Raw genomic sequence first — 22,645 nt, 5'->3', positions numbered from 1 at the left:
TCTGTTAAAAAGCCCACATGCCCACCCTTTTCCTCTCCCACCTACGCCGCCGCTGGCTGACCTGGTTGTGTGCCACCTTGCTGGTGATCGGCCTGCCCAGCAGTTGCGCGGTGCTTCAGCACAAAGAGCGCGAACTGGTGTTCCGCATTGAACCTGGGCAGGCCAGCTGGTTCCGTGGCCTGCCCAGCGGTGTGCAGGAGCTTGACCTGCGGCCGCGCAGTTTCGCTGCCAATCAGAGCCTGCACGCCTGGTGGTGGCCGGCCATCCTCTACCTGCATGGGGTGCGCTGGAACCTGACCGGGCAGTTGTTCCGCATCGAGCAGTTGCATGCCATGGGCTACTCGGTGCTGGCCGTGGACTACCGCGGCTTTGGCCAGAGCCGCGGCGGGCTGCCCTCCGAGGCCACTGTCTATGAGGACGCGCGCATCGCCTGGGAGCGCTTCGCTCAGTTGCAACCCGACGCGGGCAAACGGCTGATCTTCGGCCATTCGCTGGGCGGTGCGGTGGCCGTCGAACTGGCCCGCGCGCTGGCAGCCGAAGCACGCCAGGGCGGTGCCGCGCCCCCGGCGCGTGGGTTGATACTGGAATCGACATTCACCTCGTTGGGCGATGTCGCCGCTGCGGTAGCCAATACGTCATTGCCGGTGCGTTGGTTGCTGTCGCAGAAGTTCGACTCGCTGGGCAAGATCCAGGACATCGGCTTGCCCGTGCTGCTGGTGCACGGGCTGGATGACCGCTTCGTGCCAGCGCGTTTCAGCCAGCAGCTGTACGAGGCGGCCCGGCAGCCCAAGACCCTGCTGCTGGTACCGGGGGCCAGCCACAACAACAGCATGAGCCTGGCCGGGCCGCGTTATCGGCAAGCGATCCAGGCGCTGCTCTGAAAGCGTTACTGGCCGCTCCTACCAGGGCCAATGCAACAGCCAAAGTCACTGTACAGGCAGGAAGTTCATCAGCAGCAGGCTCTGTGCATAGTTCAGCCCGATCCGCCGATACCGCTCATCCAGCAACTCTGCCAGCAAATCCAGGCGCGCCACGATCTTCCCGAACTCCACGGCGAAACTCAGGTTGCTGCCCTCTTCGGAAATCTCGTTGGAAAACAGCAGCAACACGCCATTGGCATCTTGCCGCTGGCTCAACATCCAGGTGGCCTTTTCGATATTGCGCGCGGCGTTGTTGATGAACAGCGGGTCGATCGTGTCGGTCATGTAGAACTCGGTGCGCCCGCCGTGAGCGGTGATCAGCATGCTGCCGATGGCATAGATGAAGGCGCCGACGCGGTCACCGCGAAACTCCGGGCTCAACGCGTAACTCAAGGCTGCCAGGTCGCGACGGTTGCCCAGCTGCGCCAGCGGCTGGCGGTGTTCGATAGCCTTGCGGATCTGCCGCTCGGCAGTGGCGGCGTCGACGTACCCCGACAGCTTCAACTGGTTGGGGTTGCGCAGGTACAGCTTGTTCATCAGCAGGTACAGGCTTTGCAGGTTGTCGCGCATCGACAACGTGGCCAGGCGGTCGACACTGGTCTGGAACAGTTCGCTGGGCTTGCCGTCAGCAAACTGGTCGAGCATGTCGCGGCCCTGTTCCTGGGTGCAGGCACACAGGCAGGTGAGCACGCCTGCCAGCAGCACGCGGGGAATCAGATGAGGGTAGCTTGCAACCATCGGCACCGGGTCGATATTCGGCGGCCGCATCGGGGATTGATGTGGCCTGGCCAAGCATAGAGCGCGGAAATGGCAAAAAGTGCAGTGTAAAGGCCGCCGCAGGCCCGGCGGCGTACCCTCACATGGCGTGGCGCAGCTTCTCCACCATCTGCGCGTGCAGCGCCGGGTCGCCACAGGCCACTACACAGCCGCCGTGCTGCGCCGAACTGCCATCCCAGGCGCTGATCACCCCACCCGCCCCTTCGATGATCGGCATCAGCGCCTGTACGTCATAGGGTTGCAAGCTGGCCTCCACGATCACATCGACGAACCCCGACGCCAGCATGCAGTAGGCATAGCAATCGCCGCCGTAGCGCATCAGCCGCGCCTGCCCGGCTACCGCCTCGAACGCGGCCTTGCGCTCGGCTGTGTCGAACATGTCGGGGGTGGTGCACATCAGCGTGGCCGTAGCCAGGTCGGCGCAGGCGCGGGTACGCAAGGGTGTAGCGTTGCGCCAGGCCCCCTCGGGCGTGCCAATGAAACGCTCGCCGGTAAAGGGCTGGTTCATCACCCCCAGTACCGGGCGGGTACCGTCGTTCAGCGCAATCAACGTTCCCCACAATGGCAGGCCGGTGATAAAGGCACGGGTGCCGTCGATGGGGTCGAGCACCCAGGTCAGCGGGCTGCTGCCCACCGCCACCCCGGCCTCTTCGCCAAGAATGCCGTGGTCCGGGTAACGCGCCTGGATCAACGCGCGCATCGCATCCTCGGCCGCCTTGTCGGCCACCGTCACCGGGTCGTACAGGCGCCCCCCCTTGTCCTCGACGTCCAGGCTGGCACGGAAGTACGGCTTGATCGCCTGTGCAGCGGCGTCGGCCAGTTGCTCGGCGAATGTACGCAACTCACCAATCTGTGGGGCACTCAGGGACATTGGGAACAGGCCTCGTGACAGTTATGAAGATCGGCATGATACCTGACAACCTGTATTGCACCAGCCGCGTGCGCAACGTGCCTGGCCGATGCTGCTTCATCCATGAATCCCAGGGAGTTGCAGGGGCTTTAAAGTTAATGCATCTGGTAATGATTCGTAGTAGCCTTAATTCTTTTCGTCCCCCTTCTCTAGCGCCCTACTTCAGGATCGTCCAGTCGATGCGTCGCACGTTCGTTTCGCTTTGTGTGCTTCATGCTGTCTCCCCAATGGCCCTCGCCGAGCCCGAACCGCTCAGCGACCCTGCCCAGATCGAACTTCAGGCCCTGAGCATCACTGGCACAGCCGACAGCGAACGGGCTGATGGCCCAGTGCTCGGCTACAAGGCCAACCGTTCCGCCAGTGCCACCCGCACCGACACCGCGCTGCACGAAACACCGCAGTCGGTCAGCGTGGTGCCCAAGGCGGTGCTGCAAGACACCGGTGCCACGCGCCTGCAAGACGGCCTGGACTATGCCGGTGGCGTCGGCCGGGCCAACAACTTCGGTGGCCAGGGCCTTACCACCTTCACCGTGCGCGGCTTTACCACCGGCGAGTTCTACCGTAACGGTTTCCCGATCAACCGTGGTTACCCCAACGCTCCAGACGCCAATACCGTCGAGCGGCTGGAGGTGATCCGCGGCCCGGCCAGCAGCCTGTACGGCCGTGGCGACCCCGGCGGCACCTTCAACATGGTCAGCAAGCAGCCGCTACCAGAACCCAAGGTCACCCTGGGCAGCCAGTTCGACGACCAGGGCATGCACCGCGCTACCCTCGACGCCGCCGGCCCGCTGAACCAGGACGGCTCGCTGGCCTACCGCCTGAACCTGCTTGGCGAGGGCGGCGACAGTTTCCGTGATGATGTGCAAAGCGAGCGTTATGACGTGGCGCCAGTGCTCAGCTGGCAGGTCAACGACACGACCAAGGTCGTGTTCGAAGGCGACTTCATGCGCAACAACCACCCGCTGGACCGCGGCCTGACCCGCTACGCCACCCAGCGTGGCAGCGCCTCGCGCGACACCTATATCTGGGAAAAAGGCAGCGATAACCTGCTGCACAACGACAACAACATGGCGCAGGTGCGTTTCGAGCACCTGCTCAATGACAACTGGACGCTGGCGGGCGGGTTCCAGTTCCTCGATGGCTCACTCAAGGGCAATGCGGTCGAAGCCAACGGCGCGCCGCTGGATGGGCGAACGCTGGAGCGTAACTTCAACTACCGCAAGCTGGAGTGGACCGATCGCGACTGGCAGCTGAACCTGACCGGCTACTTCGACACCGGCGGCTTCAGCCACACCTTGCTGACAGGGGTGGAGTACGAGAACTATGACTACAACTCGATCATCCAGCGGTCCTCTGCGGTGGCGGGCACCTACCCCATCGACATCTACGACCCGGTGCTTGGCCAGCCACGGCCGGCGCTGACCCGCACCACGACCTGGGACAAGGAAAATCTGCAGACCTGGGCCTTCTTCATCCAGGACCAAGTGGCCCTGACCGAGCGATTGAAGGCTTTGGCAGGGGTACGCTTCGAGCGCTTCGAGCATGACTACGACAACAAGCTGGACAATGCCGGTGATTTCAGCAAAGGCGAAAACGGTGCTACGCCCCGGATTGGCCTGGTGTATGACCTCACCGACACGGTCGCCGTCTACGCCAACACCGCGCGCTCTTTCAAACCCAACACGGGAACCCCGGCCAGCGGCGGGGGCTTCGACCCGGAAAAGGGCAAGTCCTACGAACTGGGCGTGAAATGGGAAGCGCTCGACCGCCAGCTGAGTGTCGACGCAGCGGTCTACCACATCGTCAAGGAAAACGTGTTGACCCGCGACCCGGTGGACCCGAACTACAGCGTGGCGGCCGGCGAAGTGCGCAGCCGGGGCCTGGATATCAACGTTGCTGGCAATGTCACCCCCGAGTGGCGCGTCATTGGCGGCTACGCCTATGTGGATGCCGAAGTGACCAAGGACAACCGCCTGCCAACCGGCACGCGACTGGCCAATATCCCGCGCAACAGTTTCAGCCTGCTCAACACCTATGAGTTCCAGGACGGTGTCGCCAAGGGGCTTGGCTTGGGGCTTGGGGTGAAATACGTGGATGACCGCAACGGCCAGACCGAGGCGACCACCTACACCATGGAGCAATACACGGTGGTTGATCTGCTGACCTTCTACCAGGTCAACGACCATATACGCCTGAACCTGGATGTGAAGAACCTGTTCAACAAGGCGTATGACGAAGGCGCATTCAACCTGTATGCCTACCCGGGTGCGCCTCGCACGGTACAGGCTGGCGTCGCGTACACCTTCTGAACGGCTGGGGCTGCATAAGCAGCCCTACCTGTCAGAAACCTTTGCTGTAGAACAGCGAATACGACTCGATGCCGTCGTTGGGCTGCTTGATCCCGGCGTTGGAATAATGGATCGCACGCAGCCCGACCTTCTGCTCCCCTGGCAGTTTCAGGCCTAGGCCGATACGGTCCTCGAAGTTGAACGAAGAACCCAGGCGCTGGTCGCCTACATCGGTCTTGGAGAACGCAGCCAGGCCGATGCCCGCTTCGATGTACGGGGTGTAGGTGAAACCGCTGAATTCATAGGTGAACACCGGGCTGAACGACAGCGAATGGGCGCCACTGGCGTCGCCGCCCTCCCAGTAGGTGTAGCCGGCGTCCCAGTAACCGCTGACATAGCCGATGTCGCTTTGCAGCCACTTCTTGTCCCAGTCGAACGACATACCAATGCGGTAGGTCATGTCGCCCTGGCTGGTAACGCCCACGGCGCCGGACACCTGCGCGGCCTGGGCCGTGCCAGCGCCGGCAAGTGCCAGCGCGGCAACGGCCAGCGATGCTGCGAGACGGGTTTTCATCTACGACTCTCCTGATGGTCTACACGGCAAGCGGGGGCTGTAGCCCCTCGATTAATTGGTGACCGGTTCATCCCGACCGGTCACACGAGGAAATACTTTTCTGATTATTGTCCGATAATCAGAAAGTTGGAAGTAAATTGCCATTATTGCTCATACACCGTTGCGGTGTGAGGCGCTACCACAGCGCGAGCGCCGTACAGACGTGCGGACTAGACGTAGACTAGTATTTGTAAATCATTGGTTTGCGTTCTTTTCTTCAAGCAGTTTCACGAACATGCTCAAGCTGCGTGATACCGTGCCACGGCGCCACACCAGCCAGGTTTTCAGGAAGCGGAAGTCTTCCGACATGGGCCAGGCACTGACCGTGCTGCAGCCCGGCATGTTGTCGAGCATGCTGCGCGGCAGCATGGCCAGGCCGGCCCCGGCACTGACGCAGGCGAGCATGCCGTGGTACGACTCCATTTCATGGATCTTGCCGGGAACCGCCTGGTCCTGGACGAACCAGTTTTCGAAGTGATGCCGGTACGAACAGTTGGCCCGGAACGCGTAGATGTTTTCGCCGTTGACGTCCTGGGCGCGGGTCACCGGGGCATGATTGAGCGGTGCGATGACCATCATCTCTTCCTCGAACACCGGTATGCCCTCCAGCGTGGGGTGCAACACCGGGCCATCGACGAACGCAGCCACCAGCCGGCCAGACAACACCCCCTCGAGCATGGTCCCTGAAGGGCCGGTGGACAGGTCCAGGTCCACCTTGGGGTAGCGCTGGTTGTAGGCCGCCAGCAAGGCCGGGATGCGCACGGCTGCGGTGCTTTCCAGCGAGCCCAGGGCGAAGGTGCCCTGCGGGTCTTCACCGGCCACGGTCAGGCGGGCCTCGTGCACCAGGTCGAGAATGCGCCGGGTGTATTCCAGGAAGTTCCAACCCGCGGGTGACAGGCGCAAGCGGCTTTTCTCGCGGATGAACAGTTCCACACCCAGGTCTTCTTCCAGCTGCTTGATGCGCGTGGTCAGGTTGGAAGGCACCCGATGGATATGCTGCGCGGCGGCGCTGATGCTGCCCTGCTCTGCCACGGCCTTGAAGATCTCCAGTTGCACCAGGTCCACAGCCTTTCTCCAAACGTGAATGTTTCGCTCATTATTATTCAGTTTTCATTAAAGCCATAGCCCACTAGTCTGGCTCCACTGTTCAATAACGACGAGAGTGCCCTGCCATGAGTGCGATCAGCAGCCTGACCCACGCCATCTCCCTCGACCCGTACACCGGCGAGCAGATCGGCGCCTACCCGTTCGACACCGACGCCGCACTGGAAGCGGCGCTGCAGCGTGCCAAGGCCGGCTACCGCCAGTGGCGCCAAGTGTCGCTGGGTCAGCGCAGCGAGTACCTGCTCGCCTTGGCCAGTACCCTTGAAGCCAAGGCCGAGGCCTTCGCGCAGATGATCTGCCGTGAAATCGGCAAGCCCATCGCCCAGGCCCGCGGCGAAGTCGCCAAGTGCGTTGGCCTGTGCCGCTGGTATGCCGAGCATGGCCCCGCGATGCTGGCCGCCGAGCCTACCCAGGTCGAAAAGGCCCGCATCGAATACCGCCCGCTGGGCCCGATCCTGGCGGTGATGCCTTGGAACTTCCCGGTCTGGCAGGTACTGCGCGGCGCCGTGCCGGCGATCCTGGCCGGCAATACCTACGTGCTCAAGCACGCGCCGAACGTAATGGGCAGCGCCTACCTGCTGGGCGAACTGTTCAAGGATGCCGGCCTGCCGCAAGGCGTTTTCGAAGTGTTGAACGTGACCCCGGAGGGTGTCACCCGCGCCATCAACGACCCGCGCATTGCCGCGGTGACCCTGACCGGTAGCGTGCGTGCCGGCATGGCGATCGGTGCCCAGGCCGGTGCCGCACTGAAAAAATGCGTGCTCGAACTCGGCGGTTCCGACCCGTTCATCGTCCTGGCTGACGCCGACCTGGACGCCGCCGTCCAGGCAGCCGTCATCGGTCGCTACCAGAACACCGGCCAGGTCTGCGCAGCGGCCAAGCGCATGATCGTGGAAGCAAGCATTGCCGACGCGTTCACCCGCAAGTTCGTCGAGGCAACCCGGCAGCTGAACATGGGCAACCCGCTGCAGGAAGACACCTACATCGGCCCCATGGCCCGCTACGACCTGCGCGACGAGCTGGATGGCCAGGTACAGGCGACGCTGGCCGAGGGTGCCACCCTGCTGCTGGGCGGCCACAAGGTCGAAGGCGTTGCCAACTTCTATGCCCCGACCGTGTTCGCCAATGTGACCCCGGACATGACAGCATTCAAGCAAGAGCTGTTCGGCCCGGTGGCGGCGATCATCACGGCCCGTGACGCCGAGCATGCCGTGGAGCTGGCCAACGACAGCGAGTTCGGCCTGGCGGCGACCATTTACACCGCCGACTATGCGCTGGCCGAGCGCATGACTGCCGCGCTGGATACCGGTGGCGTGTTCATCAATGGTTACTGCGCATCCGACCCCCGCGTGGCGTTCGGCGGCGTGAAGAAAAGCGGCTTCGGGCGCGAGCTGTCGCACTTTGGTGTGCGGGAGTTCACCAATGCCCAGACCGTGTGGCTGGACCGTAACTGAGTCCAGTGAAGCAGGGGCTGCATTGCAGCCTCTGCCAACCTCAATCGCGCACCTGGTCCTTGACCCAGTCCAGCATCCCCCCCGGCACGATCAGCTCATGCCGCGCCCGTGAACAGGCGGTATACAAACCTGCCAGCAGGCGCGCCCGTTCATTGCGGTTACCGGCCACCTGCGGCGTGACCATCAGCTCGGGCGACACCATCACCCGGGCAAACTCCATGTTCTTCACATCCCTTACCCGCCCGAGGAACAGCTTTGGCGCCTTGGTCCAGCGGTAACGGCTCTTGGCCTGGGCAAAGTGCTGCGGGGTGTAGCCCTTGCGCAGCAGGTTGGCCACCGCGACGAATGCCTTGTCCTCACCCTTGTCCTGCTCCAGCGCCTGCCAGCTGGCATAGCGGAACAGCATCGGGTGACGAGGCCGGGTGCCATGGCGGTACAGCTCGATGCAATCCTCCACGAACAGTTCGAAGTCCTTGCGCGCGCTCTGCAGCAGCACGAACGGCACGCCCTGGTGCGTCAGGCGCTGGAACCAGCCAAACAGCCCCCACTCGTCATCGACGATCAACGCGGTGGGCTGTTCCGGCACCGTGACCGCATCGAAGAAGCTGACCCGGGTGTAGTGCTCGGCGCTCCCACTGAAGGCCGCCTGGATCGATGCCGGGTGCGCCTGTATCAGCGGGTTGAGCACGTTGTCCATCGCCGGCCCTGCGCGCAGCGAGTGGTCGATGCAGCGCTGGCGGATGAAGCTGCCATGGTGCGCACTGAGGCCGTTCAGGTTCTGCAGTTCGTCACCGAGGGCGATGACCGCTTGCGGGCTGCGGTCAAGTACGGCAAGCATCGGTGCCGACAACTCGTGCGCCTCGTCGACGATGACGTGGGTGTAGCCGCTGTCAATCACCAGGCCGGTCAGCGCCAGCAGCTTGACCCGGTGGTAGTCACGTACCGGCAACTGGATTTCCCGCGCTGACGGGCGAATCAGCTCCTGCCAGTACAGCCGTGCCTTTTCCAGCAACACTTCCTGGTCCAGCGGCGATGTGCCCGGCCCGGCCCAGGGCACATGGTGCAACTGCACCTGCGCGTCGGCACTGTGGCAAAACGCCCGCACCGCGCGGATGCACAAGGTAACCACGTCGCGTGCGGCAAGCGGGCCAATGTCGGGTATGGCCAGCCAGCGCACCACCTGCGCCTCTTGCGGGCGCCACGAGCGCTTGGTGCGGTAAGGGTCGCGCAGGCGCCAGCCGTTGCTGGTCAGGTCGCGGTTCAACAGCTCGTCGGCCAACTGACCGAAGGTCAGCGCGGTGTAGGCTGCGGCATCCTTGACCCGCGCCTGCAGCGCACGCAACTGGCCCTCGGTCAAGGCCAGCAACAAGGTGCGCTGCGGCTCCAGCAACCGGGCGAACTGGTGGATCAGAAAGGTCTTGCCGGTACCGGCAAAGCCCTGCACGGCGACCGATTCGTCGATACCCCCCAGAAATTCACGCAACAGCCGGTTCTGCTGGTCGCTGAGCATCAGGTCGCTGGCCAGGGCCGGCAGGTGCACGGGGTGCAGCGGCGTGGCGCGCTGGCGATAGCGGTCGGCGAACTGGAAATTCCACTGCCCCTCGTCGTCCTGCAATTCATCTGCGCTGTACGCCACTTCGCCACTGAGCAGCGCAATGCCGTTTTCGCCCAGCATGCCCAGGCCCATGGCGAAGGCTTCACGGTCGAAGTGCTGCGCCACCTGCCCCTGGAAGCGCCCAGGCGCGGCACGTTCAACGTCGTTGGCGATCCGCACGATCTCGGCAAACCGGCGTTCCTGAGCATCGGCCGAGGCAGTCGCCGGCTGGCGAGGCAGGTTTTGCACGAACAACACCGCAGCGGCCTGGAGCAGGCTGGCGCTGCTGAAGAAGTCGGTGAAGGGAACACTGGCGAGGCTGTCAGCCTGGTCACTGGGCAAAGGCAGGTAGAACATCGGCACCTCGGGTCGAAACAGGCTGGCACGATAGCAATTTTCGGCGCCGGCTGCTGGACTTGCGGGCCGGCGGTTCAGCGCTTGACGCGCTTGAGTGTCTCGCTCGGAAATTCCTTGAACAATTGCCGGTAACTCTCTGAAAACCTTCCCAAATGCCAGAACGACCAACGCATCGCCACTTCTGCCACGGTCACGCCACCGCCCCGCAACAGATCGCGCCGCGCCCCGTTGAGCCGGCGCAACCGCAACCAGTGCGCGGGCGGCATGCCGGTGTAGGCCTTGAAGGCCTGCTGCAACTGGCGCAGCGACACGCCCGCCACCGCCGCCAGTTCCACCAGGTTCAAGGTTTCTTCCGGGCAGTCAGCCGCCCACTCGCTGACCCGGTGCATGATCGCCCGCTCCTCGTCCCGCCGGCCCATGGCCATGCCCTGCAAGCGCTGGCAGGCATTGTCGAGGATGAACAGGCAGTCCTCCAGCAACTGCTCCGCCAACGCCTGCCCCTGCAACGGGCACCCAGCCTCGCCCAGGCGGGTCAGGGTGGCACTGAGCCAACTGCCGAACAACGCATTCTGGCCACTGCCCAGCGGCACCATGAACAAACCGTCAAGCCTGCGGGGGTCCAGGCCGTGGCTGGCGAGAAACGCCTGGTCGAACACGACGGCGACTTCCTGGTAATTCTCTGGCGTGATCCAGATGTTGCGGCTCTGCTCGTTGAGCAGGTAAAGGCTGTTTTCGCTCTGGTCGAAGCAGAACGCCAGCGACCCGCTCGGCGCCCGGAAGAATTGCTCGACCCGGGTGTTGAGGCGTTCTTCGTAGACTTGCACGCCGTCAAGCCCCAGGCAGCGCAACTGGCCGCTGAAATGGCCCGGCGACATCTGCCGGTACTGCTGCTGCCAACCGGGGGTGATGCGAACCTGCTCGGACACATCCGAGGTGTGGAAAGCTTGTACCTGCAAGGCGTTGGGCGTTGTCACGCTTTGTCCTGATTGCACTCTTTTGGTGCATTGAATGCCGAAGAAAGTGGATAGATGGCGATGGGCTGCCGAGCCCAAGATAGCCTCCAGCGTGTCACCTGGGAAGCGCGATGCCCTTGAAGCTGTGCAACGGCTTTGGCGGGTGCAGCGGCTCCCACATAAAAAAACCAACCAAGAGGTCTGTATGAACGCCCCCTTCGATCAGCTCTCCACCTGGCTGAAAGAACACCGGATCACCGAAGTAGAATGCGTGATCAGCGACCTGACCGGCATCGCCCGCGGCAAGATCGCACCGACCGCCAAGTTCCTTCACGAACGTGGCATGCGCTTGCCCGAGAGCGTGCTGCTGCAAACGGTCACCGGCGACTACGTTGACGACGATATCTATTACAACCTGCTCGATGCGGCTGACATCGACATGGTCTGCCGCCCCGACCCGAGCGCTGTGTACCAGATCCCGTGGGCCATCGAACCTACCGCGATCGTGATCCACGATACCTTCGACAAGCAAGGCAACCCCATCGAGCTGTCACCGCGCAACGTGCTGAAGAAAGTGCTCAAGCTTTACGCTGACAAGGGCTGGCAACCCATTGTCGCGCCAGAGATGGAGTTCTACCTGACCAAGCGCTGCGAAGACCCGGACCTGCCGCTGCAAGTGCCACTGGGGCGTTCCGGCCGGGCCGAAAGCGGCCGGCAGTCGTTCTCGATCGATGCCGCCAACGAATTCGACCCGCTGTTCGAGGACGTGTATGACTGGTGTGAAATCCAGGGCCTGGACCTGGACACGCTGATCCACGAAGACGGCCCGGCGCAGATGGAGATCAACTTCCGCCACGGCGACGCGCTGGACCTGGCCGACCAGATCACCGTGTTCAAGCGCACCATGCGTGAGGCTGCGCTCAAGCACAACGTGGCTGCGACGTTCATGGCCAAGCCGATCACCGACGAGCCGGGCAGTGCCATGCACCTGCACCAGAGCGTGGTCGACATCGCCACCGGCAAGCCGATCTTCGCCAACGACGACGGCAGCATGAGCCCGTTGTTCCTGCACCACATTGGTGGGTTGCAGAAGTACATCCCCAAGCTGCTGCCGATGTTCGCCCCCAACGTCAATTCGTTCCGCCGCTTCCTGCCGGACACCTCGGCACCGGTCAACGTCGAGTGGGGTGAAGAAAACCGCACCGCCGGTTTGCGCGTCCCCACCTCCAGCCCGGAAGCGATGCGCGTGGAAAACCGCCTGCCCGGCGCGGATGCCAACCCTTACCTGGCGATCGCTGCCAGCCTGCTGTGCGGCTACCTGGGCATGGTCGAGCAGATCGACCCGAGCGCCCCGGTGCAGGGCCGCGCCTACGAGCGGCGCAACCTGCGCCTGCCCATCACCATCGAAGATGCGCTGCAGCACATGGAAGACTGCGAGACCGTGCAGCAGTACCTGGGCAAGCAGTTCGTGCAGGGTTACGTGGCGGTCAAACGGGCCGAGCACGAGAACTACAAGCGCGTGATCAGCTCGTGGGAGCGCGAGTTCCTGATGCTGAGCGTCTGAGCCGCCCTGGGGGCTGTGCAGCCCCCACCACACCTGAACTCGTAGAACAAAACCAACGAGGTGTTCCCATGCGTCATCTGCAAGCCCTGATCCCCGCGGCATTCACCCTGCTGTTCGCCACCACCAGCCACGCCACACCCACTGTAAGCGTGTACAACTGGACCGACTACATCGGTGACACCACCCTGGCCGACTTCCAGGCCAGCAGCGGCATCAAGGTGGTTTATGACGTGTTCGACTCCAACGAAACCCTTGAAGGCAAGCTGCTGGCGGGGCGCACCGGCTACGACGTGGTAGTGCCCTCCAACCATTTTCTGGCCCGCCAGGCCCAGGCCGGTGCATTCTTGCCGCTGGACCGCAGCAAACTGCCGAACTGGAAGCACCTGGACCCCAAGCTGCTCAAGCAGCTTGAGCAGAACGACCCGGGCAACCAGTATGCGGTGCCCTACCTGTGGGGCACCAATGGCATCGGCTATAACGTGGAAAAGGTCAAGGCTGCATTGGGCGTAGACCGCATCGATTCCTGGGCGGTGCTGTTCGAGCCCGAGAACCTGAAAAAGCTCAAGCAGTGCGGCGTGGCCTTCATGGACTCGCCCGATGAACTGTTCCCCGCCGTGCTCAACTACCTGGGCATGGACCCGCGTAGCGAAAAGCCGGCCGACTACGCCAAGGCCGAGGCGCGCTTGCTTGAGCTGCGCCCGTACATCACCTATTTCCACTCATCCAAGTATGTTTCCGACCTTGCCAACGGGAATATCTGCGTGGCGTTCGGTTATTCCGGTGACGTGTTCCAGGCGGCCAACCGCGCCGTGGAAGCGAAGAACGGCGTGAAGGTCGCCTACAGCATTCCCAAGGAAGGCAGCAACCTGTGGTTCGACCTGCTGGCCATTCCGAAGGATGCGAACAACCCGGAGCAGGCGCTGGCCTTCATCAACTACCTGCTCGACCCCAAGGTGATCGCCAAGGTCAGCGCCACGGTCGGCTATGCCAACGCCAACCCGGACGCCAAGGCCTACATGGATGCCGCGCTGGTGGACAACCCCGAGATCTACCCCCCGCAGGAGGTACTGGACAAGCTGTACATTTCCAGTACCCCCAGCCCGAAGATCATGCGCGTCATGACCCGCTCCTGGAGCAAGATCAAGTCCAACCGCTGAGCCGAGACTCTCTATGTCATTCAATACCCAACACACCGCTTCGTACTATGCAGCCACTGCGCGCGATGCGGCCCCCTACCCCAGCCTCGACGCTGACCTGAGCGCTGATGTGTGTGTGGTCGGGGGTGGGCTGACCGGGGTCAATACGGCGCTGGAGCTGGCCGAGCGTGGTTTGTCGGTGGTGCTGCTGGAGGGGCGGTGCATCGGCTGGGGTGCCAGTGGCCGCAACGGCGGCCAGCTGATTCGCGGCATCGGCCATGATGTCAGCGGTTTTGCCCGGCATGTCGGCCAGGATGGCGTGCGCTACCTCAAGCAGGCCGGCATCGACTCGGTGGCGCTGGTCGCCGCGCGCATCGCCCGCTACAGCATTGCCTGTGACCTGCGCTGGGGCTTTTGCGAACTGGCCAACACGCCCGCGCAGTTCGACGCCTTCAAGGATGAACTGCAAGACCTGGCAGCGCTAGGTTACCGCCACGAAACACGCCTGGTCGCAAGCGGGCAGCTGCATGAGATCGTCGCCAGCGACCGGTACGCCGGCGGCCTGGTGGACATGGGTTCAGGGCACCTGCACCCGCTCGACCTGGTTCAGGGCGAGGCCCGCGCCGCCCATACCCTGGGCGTGCGCATTTTCGAGCAAAGCCCGGTGCTGCGTATCGAGCATGGGCCCAGCGTTACCGTGCATACCGCCCACGGCAGCGTGCGCGCGGGCCGCCTGGTGCTGGGCTGCAACGCCCACCTGGACGACCTGGAACCGCGGCTGAGTGGCAAGGTGCTGCCAGCCGGCAGTTACGTGGTGGCCACCGAACCGCTGCCCGAAACACTGGCGAGCCGCTTGATCCCGCAGAACATGGCACTGTGCGACCAGAAAGTCGGCCTGGATTACTACCGCCTCACCGCGGATCGCCGCCTGTTGTTCGGCGGCGCCTGCCACTATTCCGGCCGCGACCCCAAGGACATCGCCGGCTATATGCGGCCGAAGGTGCTGAAGGTATTCCCGCAGCTGGCCGATGTGCGCATCGACTACCAGTGGGGTGGCATGATCGGCATCACCGCCAACCGCTTTCCCCAGGTCGGGCGCTTGAGCCAACACCCCAACGTGTATTACGCCCAGGGCTATTCCGGGCACGGGCTGAACGTGACTCACTGGACAGCCAAGCTGCTGGCGGAAAGCATCGCCCTGGGCCACAGCCACGGCCTGGATGTGTTCAGTGCAGTGCCGCATCTGACCTTCCCCGGTGGCAAGGCACTGCGCTCGCCACTGCTGGCGCTGGGGATGTTGTGGTACCGGTTACGTGAGGTGTTGGGCTAGCAATGTGTGGGTGTTATTTGGCAAAAGATATGCATCGCCTGGGAGATCGAGCGCCGCCCGCGCGGCGCATCGCGAGCTGCGCTCGCTCCTACGCTTGTTTCGGGCCAGTAACCCCTGTGCCAGGTGCGCGCGACCGCCTTGTTTGTACGGCGCGACATTGAGGCATGCGCCAAGGCGTTCGCGCGCAAATCCCACAGGCATAATTGGCCCGAAACAAACGTAGGAGCGAGCGCAGCTCGCGATGCGCCGCGCGGGCGGCGCTCGATCTCCCAGGCGCTGCACATCTTGTGTCAAACACGCGTCAGCCCTCATACGATCCCTACGGGAGCTGGGCTTGAACGGCGATGAACTGCAAAGCAGCCCCCTACCCCCCGCATTAGCTCAACATTCGACGAATGCAACCGCCAGGCCGCCGCGCGAGGTTTCCTTGTAATTGGCATGCATGTCCGCCCCGGTATCACGCAAGGTGCGGATTACCCGGTCGAGCGAAATGAAATGCTCGCCATCGCCCCGCAGTGCCATTTGCACCGCATTGATCGCTTTCACGGCAGCGATGGCATTGCGTTCGATGCACGGCACTTGCACCAGGCCACCGACCGGGTCGCAGGTCAGCCCAAGGTTGTGTTCCAGGGCAATTTCGGCAGCGTTTTCCAGTTGCGCCGGTGTCGCGCCCAGCACCTGGGCCAGGCCGGCGGCCGCCATCGAGCAGGCAGACCCGACCTCCCCCTGGCAGCCGACCTCGGCGCCGGAAATGGAGGCGTTCTTTTTGCACAGGATGCCAACCGCAGCCGCGGCAAGCAGGAAGTCCACGACATCCGCGTCGCAGGCACCAGGGTTGAACTTCATGTAGTAGTGCAGTACCGCCGGGATGATACCGGCTGCACCGTTGGTAGGTGCAGTGACCATGCGCCCGCCAGCGGCGTTCTCTTCGTTGACCGCCAGGGCGTACAGGTTGACCCACTCCATGGCGCCGAGCGTCGACCCGATCACATTAGGCTTGCCCAGTTCCTGCAAGCTACGGTGCAGCCGCGCCGCACGGCGTTTGACGTGCAAACCGCCGGGCAGAATGCCCTCGTTGCGCAGGCCGTTGTCCACGCACTCGCGCATCGCGGCCCAAATGCGCAGCAGGCCGTCGCGCACCTCGGCTTCCGGGCGCCAGGCGCACTCGTTGGCCAACATCAGTTGCGCCACACTCAAGCCGTGGGCCTGGCACAGCTTCAGCAACTGGGCACCACTGCCGAACTCGTAGGGCAGCACGGCGGCGTTCTCTGCAGTTTTCGGCGCATCGACTTCGGCCTGTTCGACGATGAACCCACCGCCTACCGAATAATAGGTCTGGCACAACAGGCTATCCTGCCCGTGCATGGCTTCTACGCGCATGGCGTTGGGGTGGTACGGCAAATTTTCGTCGAGCAGCAGCATGTCTTGCCCATACTCGAACGCCACGGGGTGGCTGCCGTCCAGCATCAGGCAGTGTTCCTGCAGCACCTGACCGATGCGCGATTCGATGGTGGCCGGGTCGATACGGTCTGGCCATTGCCCCATCAAGCCCAACAGGCAGGCACGGTCGGTGGCATGACCAACGCCGGTCGCCGACAGCGAGCCATACAGGCGCACTTCAACGCGCGTCACCCGCCCCAGCAAGCCCTGCTCGCGCAGGGCCTGGGCAAAGGTCGCAGCCGCGCGCATCGGGCCGACGGTGTGGGAGCTGGACGGGCCGATGCCGATTTTGAAAAGGTCGAAAACACTGATAGCCATACTAATGCCTGACCATGCGCTGATAGGTAGCCAGTGCACGGGTATCTGGAGAAATTGGGCGCTGCTGCGATTTTGCGCGATACTGACGCTGTGCGATTGAAATGACCAACGAAACTTCCTAAGCAAGGCTTTAGCAGTACTAAACGATGCGACGCCAACTCAACGGCCAGATGTTTGTTTGGCTGCACGTTTTTGCCTGCGCGGCCAGGCACCTGTCCTTTACCCGCTGTGCAGAGGAACTGCACATCACCCCCGGGGCGGTCAGCCAACAGATGCGCCAGCTGGAAGAGCGCCTGGGTTACCGGCTGTTTCTGCGCCGGGCACGGGGCGTGGAACTGAGCGCCGAAGGCCAGCGACTGGCGCAGACCGTGACCGACGCCTACGGCAGCATCGAGGCAGAGCTGCTACGCCTGGATGCCGGCGAGATTCGTGGCACGTTGCGGGTGCGCTCCATCCCCTCGTTCCTGGCCAAGTGGCTGACGCCGCGCTTGCCACGTTTCCAGCAGCGCTACCCGGACATCGAACTGCGCCTGGTGGCCGAAGACAGTGCCCAGGCCTTGACCCCGGGCGACTTCGACCTGGCCATCGACCTCAACGATGGCAGCTACCCGGGCATGCTCTCCACGCCGCTGCTGGACGAGCAGATCTTTCCCGTATGCGCGCCCTCACTGCTGCGTGGGCGCCCCCCGCTGCACGGGCCGGCCGACCTGGTGCACTACCCGCTGCTGCATGACATCACCGCCTGGCGTGGCAGTTCGGAATATGCCGAATGGGAGTTCTACCTGGACGGGATCGGCGCCACTGGGTTGGACGTACGCCGCGGGCACACCTTCAACCGCAACCACCTGACCATCGAAGCAGCGATTGCCGGTATCGGTGTGGCCATTGCCCGGCGCACGCTACTCAACGATGAACTGGAGCGCGGCGCGCTGATCGTGCCGTTTGGCGTACCGATCGCCAACCACAAACGCTACGTGGTGCATTACCCGCCCGGCGGGTTGACCCAGCCGGGCGCGCGGGCGGTACATGACTGGCTGGTGGAAGAAGCACGAGGGTTCCGCGAACTGCACCCGTTGAACACAGCATGAGGCCTGTTCTGCACCTGTGGCATGACAATCAATAGGCCTGTTTACCTGTGAACGCATTCAACGTGCGTACCAGAATCACGAAATCCAGCCACAACGACCAGTTGTTGATGTACTCGATGTCGGAGTCCACCCGCTGGATCATCTGTTCGATGTCCTTGGTCTCGCCACGGAACCCGCGCACCTGGGCCAGGCCGGTCATGCCCGGCTTGATGTTGTGGCGAGCGAAGTAATCCACGATGTCCTGGGAATACAAGGTGTCGTGCTGCAAGGCATGCGGCCGTGGCCCGACCAGCGACATTTCGCCGGTCAGCACATTGAACAGCTGCGGCAGTTCATCGAGGCTGGTACGGCGGATGAAGGCCCCAACCCGGGTCAACCGCGGGTCGTTCTTCTGGGCTTGCTGCACCACACCGCCTTCGGGCTGGTGCACATGCATGCTTCTGAATTTCCAGATACGAAACGCCTCACCCGTCCAGCCGGTACGCTCCTGGCGGAAAAACACCGGGCCGCGGCTGTCGAGCTTGATGGCCAGGGCAACGGCCAGCAATACCGGCGACGCACACAGCAGGATCAGCGCGGCCAGCACCCGGTCCTCGAGGTTTTTCAGGAACAGGCTCATGCCTGTGAGCGGGGTTTCCGACAAGGTCAGTACCGGAATGCCGGCAATTTCCCGCACGCTGTGGTTGATCAGGCGCAACGAGAAGATATCCGGTACCCAGTTCACCGCGATGCACTTGTCGAGCAGCTTGAAGTACACGTCGTTGATCACTTCCGAGCCGCCCAGCGGGGTCACCAGGTAGACCGTGCGGATGCCGTGGCGGGCGACCAGTTCGTCAAGCTCGGCAATATGCCCGAGCACCGGCAGGCGCTGTTTGCCCTCGGCGCCCTCGCCTGCTTGTGGTTCAACCTTGTCGACCAGTACACACCCCAGCACCCGCTCACCAAACCACGGGTTGCTGCTGATTTTCTGGTAAAGGAAGTTGGCCAGGTCACCATTGCCAATGATCAGGGCATTGTCCAGGCGTGCATGTGCGGTGAAACGCTTCTGCAGCTCACGCACGGCGAAGTGCAGGAACAGCTGGGCGAAGTAACCGATGACGAACAGCTGGCCAACCAGCAGCCGGGAGTAGGTTTCGCTCTGCTTGGTCAGGAATGCCATGACCACCAGAAAGCAGAACGTGGCCGACCAGGCCTTGAACAGGCGAAAGGCCTTGATCGAAAGCCCGACGTTGGTCCGGTAGATTGCGTAATGATCATAGATGACCGCCAGTGCGCCGATCAGCAACAGCAGCATGATCACGTAATCGGAGGTGATGTAGCCGAACTGGTCATAGATCAGGTACCAGGCGATACCCGTCACGGCAATGCCGTCGAGGCCGGCCTGGATGGCGTTGCTGACACTGCTTCGGCGCTGGAGTAAGGAACGACTGCTTCTGGGTTCGAAAACCATTTCAGACCTCATCAATTGGAGCGTGGCAAGTGCCTTACAGCCAACAACCAGTCTTGAATCACAGCCATGCAGCGCCGCACGCGGCGAAGCGCGCAGCGTCCAAACCATTGATATCACTGTAGCAGCCAGCTGCCGCAGGCGGGCCCGGAATACGTGCTGCCACAGCTTTTGGCCGATTCACAGCGTGCGCCTGGCCGCAGCGCTCGCCCGCCGATACAGCAAGGTGCGCAGCAGAAACAGCGGGTTGCCCACCACGTAGCGCATGAACAGGCGCCTGGGCTCACGGCACAGCCGATACAACCACTCGCCGCCAACCGCCCGCAGCCAGCCGGGGGCGCGGCTGACCTTGCCGCCGAGAAAGTCCAGGATCGCCCCACCACACACGATCAGGCAGGGGCCGCTGATGCCGGCCAACTGTGCGGCGACCGCTTCCTGCTTGGGCATGCCCATGCCCAGCACGATCAGTTCGGGTTGATGCTCGCGCGCCAGTTGCAAGTAGGTATCGACAGTGGCAAAGCCATCGTGAACCGACACCGGCGCCACGCCGAAGGTGTCGGCGCAGTGCTGCACCGCCTGGCGCAGGTAGGGTTGCCGCGTGCCCCAGAAGGCCACCTTGCGCCCCCGGTAGGCCGCCAGCAGCCTGGGAATGAAATCGGTACCGTTCATGTTCAGGCCAGGCTCCAGGCCCAGGCGGCGGTAAAAGATCGCCATGCCGGAGCCATCGCGCAGCAACACATCGGCTGCCGACAGTGCCTGGCAATAAGCCCCGTCGCGCACCACCAGGTTCATTGCGTGGGCATTGACGAACCCCAGCACCGTCGCTTTGCTCGGGGTTGCCAGGTGCTCGAGCAGGCGCTGCACGGCGTTTTCGTCGGCGACCACGTGCAGCTGCCCGACCAGGCGCCCCCAGCGTTGCTGCCATTGCCGCTGGCTCATCAGTCGTCATCCCGTTTAGAGCGCACCCATTCGACCTGGCGCTTGATCAGAAAGCCCAGGTAGAGGGGGATTTTCCTGGCTGCGTAGAACGGTGCGTACAGCAACACCGAGAACGGGATCAGCTCCCGACAGAAGCGCGCCCAGGCCACCACCACCGCCACGCCGAGCAACCCCAGCCCCAGCAGGGCGAACCCTGCAGGTGCCGCCAGCCCGGTTACCAGGTAAACCAGCCAGGTCAGCAGGTTGAACCCCAGCAGCGCCAACACCAGCAAGGCCAAGGGTGATACCACCAGGTCCAGGGTCATCGCCGCGAGGGCACCATTGCGCTGGGTGATGGCAGCCAGCGCCCGCTTCGGCCCATCGGTCAGCATCAACCCCAGGTGGCCGTGCTCCCAGCGCGTACGCTGGCTGTTGAGGCCTTGCGGGCTGAGCGGGAACTGGCTGGTCACCAAGGCTTCGGGGCAGAACAGCGGTGGCTTGCCTTGTTGGCAAAGATCGAGCCCGAGTTTCACATCCTCGACCAGATGGCCATTGGCGAGGTTGACCTGGCGCAGGTCGTGCCAGCCGAAGGCCATGCCGGCGCCCATCAACTGGCAAGGCAAGCCCAACCGCGCCCAGCCACGCGGACGAACCAGGTTCTTCACGCGCCAGGCAAATTCGGCGACCTGCACTTTCAGCCCGGCACCTGCGGGTGCCCGCATCAGGTACAGCGCCTGCACCGGGCGCGCCGTTTCACGGCAACGCCGAGCCAGGATATCGATGGCGCCCTCGCCGACCTGGCAATCGGCATCCACCACGATCACCACCTCAGGGGGCAGGCGCGCCAGATGGCGCACGCCGAAGTCCAGGGCATAGCCTTTGCCGCGCAACTGGGCGTCATACCGCTCCACCACTTCGGCCCCCGCTTCGCGGGCCAGCTGCGCCGTGGTGTCGGAACAGTTGTCGGCCACTACCAGCAAGCGGTCACCGTCGAGCAGTTGCGGCACGATGCTCGCCAGGCTGGCCTGGATGATCGAGGCCTCGTTGTGCGCCGGCACCAGCACCGCAAGCGTTGGCCGCGCCGTGGTGCAGGGTGGCGGCCTGCGTGCGGGCAGGCAAGCCAGCAATACCTGCAGCGAAAACACCAACACCGGCACCAGGACGATGACCGTCAGCAGGCCCAGCAACCACGCTAATACACTTATCATGCGAATGCCTTGAAGTAGCCGGCCAGCCTGGCCGCCTCGGTGTCGATGTCGTGCCGTTGCAGTACCCGTTCGTAGGCCGCCTGGCCCATGCGCTGCAACACCTCGGCAGGTTGCGCCAGGCACTCGGCCATGGCCGCTGCCAGCTCGTCCACCGCGCCTGCGGGGAACAGCCAGCCATTCTCGCCGGGCCTGACCAGCTCCGGGATCCCGGCAACAAACGTGGTCAGCACCGGGCGGCGCAAGGCCATGGCCTCCATGATCACCACCGGCAGGCCCTCGGCAAAGCTGGGCAATACCAGAGCGCGGGCAGCGAGGATCTCGTCGCGCACCTGTGCACTGCTGATCCAGCCAGTAATGCGTACGTGCTGCTGCAGGCCGTGGCGGGCAATCAAGGCCTCGATCTGCTCGCGCATTTCACCGTCACCGGCCAGCACCAGCTCAAAAGCCTGCGACTGGGCGGCCAGCCGGCGCGCGGCCTCCAGCAGCAACAACTGGCCCTTCTGCTCACACAGGCGCCCAACGCACACCAGGCGTGGCGCCGCGGGCGCCTCTACCGCAGGCACCGCATGGAACGCGCGCTCCAGCCCACAATGCACCACCTTGACCTTGGCCCAGTGCTCGTGGGCCACCCAGCGCAGCAGCTGGCTGCGCCCATACGAGCTGACCGCCGCGACAAAAGCGGCGCGCCGGACCTTTTCCCCCAGGTGCAGGAACTGTGGCTTGTCGAACTCTTCGGGGCCGTGCACGGTGAAACTGTAGGCCGGCCCGCCCAGCATGTTGGCCAGCATGACCACTTCGGTAGAGTTGGTGCCAAAGTGCGCGTGCACGTGCTGCGCCTGCCCTGCCTGCAGCCACTGCAGCACCTGGCAGGCTTCGGCCAGATACACCAGGTGATAGGGCCAGGCGCGGTCCGCCCGGCGGCCAAGCCGCAGTGCCAGCCACAGCGCCCGGCCAAAGCGCCGCGGCTGCGCGCGCAATACCTGCCACATGGGCCGCAACAGCTGTTTCAGCCCGCCTTGCAGCACGTAGCGGGTCTTGCCCCGCTCGACCACGTCCTCGGCATCCTGCACCTCGGCGTCCCAACCACGCAGTGCCAGGCGCTGCACCTCTACCCCTTGGCGCTCCAGCGCCAGGATCTCGCGGCGGATAAAACTGTGGCTGACCTTCGGGTACTGATTGATGAAATAAGCAATGCGCATATGAACCCAGATCCAAACCCGCTTGAT

At 63.6% G+C, this 22,645-nt stretch carries 18 protein-coding genes; 7 read left to right on the top strand and 11 right to left on the bottom strand.

Going from position 1 to position 22,645, the window contains the following annotated elements:
* Nucleotides 1-17: 17 nt before the first annotated feature.
* The gene (locus FPB55_RS11430; RefSeq protein ID WP_144188188.1) at nt 18-881 is read left to right on the top strand and encodes an alpha/beta hydrolase; all 864 of its coding nucleotides are present in this window, start codon (nt 18-20) and stop codon (nt 879-881) included.
* Nucleotides 882-926: 45 nt separating this feature from the next.
* Here FPB55_RS11430 and FPB55_RS11425 read toward each other — a convergent pair whose 3' ends face one another.
* Together FPB55_RS11425 and hisN are read right to left on the bottom strand one after the other, a co-directional pair.
* Complete coding sequence (locus FPB55_RS11425; RefSeq protein ID WP_029885445.1) at nt 927-1,658, bottom strand: hypothetical protein; 732 nt, start codon at nt 1,656-1,658, stop codon at nt 927-929.
* Nucleotides 1,659-1,776: 118 nt separating this feature from the next.
* Nucleotides 1,777-2,568, bottom strand: coding sequence for a histidinol-phosphatase (hisN, locus tag FPB55_RS11420; RefSeq protein ID WP_110677509.1), 792 nt, complete (start codon nt 2,566-2,568; stop codon nt 1,777-1,779).
* Between the two features lie 218 nt (nt 2,569-2,786).
* Here hisN and FPB55_RS11415 point away from each other — a divergent pair, with 218 nt between their 5' ends.
* Nucleotides 2,787-4,916: a TonB-dependent siderophore receptor gene (locus FPB55_RS11415; RefSeq protein ID WP_144188186.1), complete on the top strand. Its 2,130-nt coding sequence runs from the start codon at nt 2,787-2,789 to the stop codon at nt 4,914-4,916.
* A 31-nt stretch (nt 4,917-4,947) separates the two neighbouring features.
* Here FPB55_RS11415 and FPB55_RS11410 read toward each other — a convergent pair whose 3' ends face one another.
* Nucleotides 4,948-5,469 (bottom strand): acyloxyacyl hydrolase, encoded by a 522-nt coding sequence (locus tag FPB55_RS11410; RefSeq protein ID WP_009682761.1) that lies wholly within the window; start codon nt 5,467-5,469, stop codon nt 4,948-4,950.
* A gap of 234 nt (nt 5,470-5,703) precedes the next feature.
* Complete coding sequence (locus FPB55_RS11405; protein ID WP_144188184.1) at nt 5,704-6,573, bottom strand: LysR family transcriptional regulator; 870 nt, start codon at nt 6,571-6,573, stop codon at nt 5,704-5,706.
* Nucleotides 6,574-6,680: 107 nt separating this feature from the next.
* Between FPB55_RS11405 and FPB55_RS11400 the strand changes: the two genes are divergently transcribed.
* Entirely contained in the window at nt 6,681-8,066 is a 1,386-nt protein-coding gene (locus FPB55_RS11400) for an aldehyde dehydrogenase family protein (protein ID WP_144188182.1), read from the top strand.
* Between the two features lie 40 nt (nt 8,067-8,106).
* Here FPB55_RS11400 and FPB55_RS11395 read toward each other — a convergent pair whose 3' ends face one another.
* Nucleotides 8,107-10,017: an AAA family ATPase gene (locus FPB55_RS11395; RefSeq protein WP_115294082.1), complete on the bottom strand. Its 1,911-nt coding sequence runs from the start codon at nt 10,015-10,017 to the stop codon at nt 8,107-8,109.
* Nucleotides 10,018-10,091: 74 nt separating this feature from the next.
* Entirely contained in the window at nt 10,092-10,991 is a 900-nt protein-coding gene (locus FPB55_RS11390; protein WP_029885441.1) for a helix-turn-helix domain-containing protein, read from the bottom strand.
* A 184-nt stretch (nt 10,992-11,175) separates the two neighbouring features.
* On the opposite strand from FPB55_RS11390, the gene FPB55_RS11385 reads away from it, so the two are divergent.
* The 3 genes from FPB55_RS11385 to FPB55_RS11375 all read left to right on the top strand — a co-directional run bounded on the left by FPB55_RS11385 (nt 11,176) and on the right by FPB55_RS11375 (nt 15,000).
* A complete protein-coding gene (locus FPB55_RS11385) occupies nt 11,176-12,534 on the top strand; it encodes a glutamine synthetase family protein (RefSeq protein ID WP_009682756.1) in 1,359 nt (452 codons plus the stop codon).
* Nucleotides 12,535-12,602: 68 nt separating this feature from the next.
* A complete protein-coding gene (locus tag FPB55_RS11380) occupies nt 12,603-13,691 on the top strand; it encodes a polyamine ABC transporter substrate-binding protein (RefSeq protein WP_029885440.1) in 1,089 nt (362 codons plus the stop codon).
* A 13-nt stretch (nt 13,692-13,704) separates the two neighbouring features.
* On the top strand, nt 13,705-15,000 hold the full coding sequence (locus FPB55_RS11375; protein ID WP_144188180.1) for an FAD-binding oxidoreductase: 1,296 nt from the start codon (nt 13,705-13,707) through the stop codon (nt 14,998-15,000).
* Nucleotides 15,001-15,381: 381 nt separating this feature from the next.
* Here FPB55_RS11375 and FPB55_RS11370 read toward each other — a convergent pair whose 3' ends face one another.
* The gene (locus tag FPB55_RS11370; protein ID WP_144188178.1) at nt 15,382-16,758 is read right to left on the bottom strand and encodes an L-serine ammonia-lyase; all 1,377 of its coding nucleotides are present in this window, start codon (nt 16,756-16,758) and stop codon (nt 15,382-15,384) included.
* Between the two features lie 146 nt (nt 16,759-16,904).
* On the opposite strand from FPB55_RS11370, the gene FPB55_RS11365 reads away from it, so the two are divergent.
* Nucleotides 16,905-17,846, top strand: coding sequence for a LysR substrate-binding domain-containing protein (locus FPB55_RS11365; protein ID WP_009682752.1), 942 nt, complete (start codon nt 16,905-16,907; stop codon nt 17,844-17,846).
* Between the two features lie 28 nt (nt 17,847-17,874).
* Here the strand turns inward: FPB55_RS11365 and FPB55_RS11360 are convergent, their stop codons facing one another.
* From FPB55_RS11360 to FPB55_RS11345, 4 genes are all read right to left on the bottom strand, one after another.
* Nucleotides 17,875-19,296: an undecaprenyl-phosphate glucose phosphotransferase gene (locus FPB55_RS11360; RefSeq protein WP_009682751.1), complete on the bottom strand. Its 1,422-nt coding sequence runs from the start codon at nt 19,294-19,296 to the stop codon at nt 17,875-17,877.
* A gap of 177 nt (nt 19,297-19,473) precedes the next feature.
* Nucleotides 19,474-20,232, bottom strand: a complete 759-nt coding sequence (locus tag FPB55_RS11355; RefSeq protein WP_144188176.1) for a WecB/TagA/CpsF family glycosyltransferase — start codon at nt 20,230-20,232, stop codon at nt 19,474-19,476.
* Nucleotides 20,232-21,419: a glycosyltransferase family 2 protein gene (locus tag FPB55_RS11350; protein WP_144188174.1), complete on the bottom strand. Its 1,188-nt coding sequence runs from the start codon at nt 21,417-21,419 to the stop codon at nt 20,232-20,234. The genes FPB55_RS11355 and FPB55_RS11350 overlap by 1 nt, the downstream gene beginning before the upstream one ends.
* Nucleotides 21,416-22,618, bottom strand: a complete 1,203-nt coding sequence (locus FPB55_RS11345) for a glycosyltransferase family 4 protein (protein ID WP_054905463.1) — start codon at nt 22,616-22,618, stop codon at nt 21,416-21,418. The genes FPB55_RS11350 and FPB55_RS11345 overlap by 4 nt, the downstream gene beginning before the upstream one ends.
* Nucleotides 22,619-22,645 lie beyond the last annotated feature (27 nt).

Source organism: Pseudomonas sp. BJP69 (genome assembly GCF_007633355.1).
Lineage (GTDB): Bacteria > Pseudomonadota > Gammaproteobacteria > Pseudomonadales > Pseudomonadaceae > Aquipseudomonas > Aquipseudomonas juntendi.
Note: the sequence above shows the minus strand (reverse complement) of the source record. Positions and strands in the feature narration are given on the sequence as shown.